Source organism: Stenotrophomonas sp. NPDC078853, assembly GCF_044901215.1.
GTDB lineage: Bacteria > Pseudomonadota > Gammaproteobacteria > Xanthomonadales > Xanthomonadaceae > Stenotrophomonas > Stenotrophomonas lacuserhaii.
Window position 1 is genome coordinate 3129 of the sequence record NZ_JBJDOQ010000032.1, and the last position, 892, is coordinate 4020.

2 protein-coding genes and 1 pseudogene are annotated in these 892 nt (G+C 59.3%); all 3 read left to right on the top strand.

Annotation, left to right across the window (positions count from 1 at the left end; all coding sequences use genetic code 11):
* Positions 1–204 (top strand): annotated as a pseudogene (locus tag ACI2JH_RS19510) (50S ribosomal protein L5); the annotation flags it as partial.
* A gap of 20 nt (positions 205–224) precedes the next feature.
* Entirely contained in the window at positions 225–530 is a 306-nt protein-coding gene (gene rpsN, locus ACI2JH_RS19515; RefSeq protein WP_042614218.1) for a 30S ribosomal protein S14, read from the top strand.
* Positions 531–755: 225 nt separating this feature from the next.
* Positions 756–892, top strand: a 137-nt coding sequence (gene rpsH, locus ACI2JH_RS19520) for a 30S ribosomal protein S8 (RefSeq protein ID WP_404736986.1), incomplete at its 3' end; no start/stop codon positions are given.

Sequence of the window (892 nt, forward strand, 5' to 3'; positions counted from 1 at the left end):
GACTTCCGTGGTGTTTCCGGTCGTTCCTTTGACGGTCGCGGCAACATCAACAAGGGTGTGAAGGAACAGATCATCTTCCCGGAAATCGACTTCGACGCTGTCGACGCGATCCGCGGCATGGATATCGCCATCACCACCACGGCGAAGACCGATGCGGAAGCGAAGGCGCTGCTGGCAGCGTTCAAGTTCCCGTTCCGTAACTGATACGTCGAGGAATATCCGAAATGGCAAAGACCTCCATGGTCAACCGCGACATCAAGCGGAAGAAGCTGGCTGAGAAGTTCGCTGACAAGCGCGCTGCCCTGAAGAAGATCGTGTCCTCCCCGGACGCGTCTTACGAAGAGAAGATCGAAGCCTCCACCAAGTTGTCGAAGCTGCCGCGCGATTCGTCGCCGAGCCGCCACCGCAACCGTTGCGAACTGTCTGGCCGCCCGCGTGGCGTGTACAGCAAGTTCGGCCTGGGCCGCAACAAGCTCCGCGAAGCCACCATGCGTGGTGACGTCCCGGGCCTGCGCAAGGCCAGCTGGTAACAGCTGACCGCCTTGCCTGAACAGGGCAGGGCGGATCCAGGGGAGGCAAGTTCAGCTGCCCTCCAGAAAAAACCAGGGAGCCCGACGCAAGTCGGGCTCTTTTGGCGTATACTCCCGCGTCTCGCTCTGCGCCTGTCGTGGGGGAGTAACAGGGTTCTGGCCCATTCCAGGAACAAAAAACAGAATTCGCGAAAGCGGATATCGGTGCACTCAAAGGTACTCATAATGAGCATGACTGATCCCATCGCCGACCTGCTGGTCCGCATCAAGAATGCGGCAGCGGTTGGCAAGCAGACGGTGAAAGCCCCGTCGTCCAAGATCAAGGTTGCGATCGCCCAGGTCCTGAAGGACGAGGGTTACAT

What these genes read in the sequence shown, in the direction of transcription:
- rpsN (WP_042614218.1), top strand. Translation starts at nt 225, where the DNA reads ATGGCAAAGACCTCCATGGTCAACCGCGACATCAAGCGGAAGAAGCTG.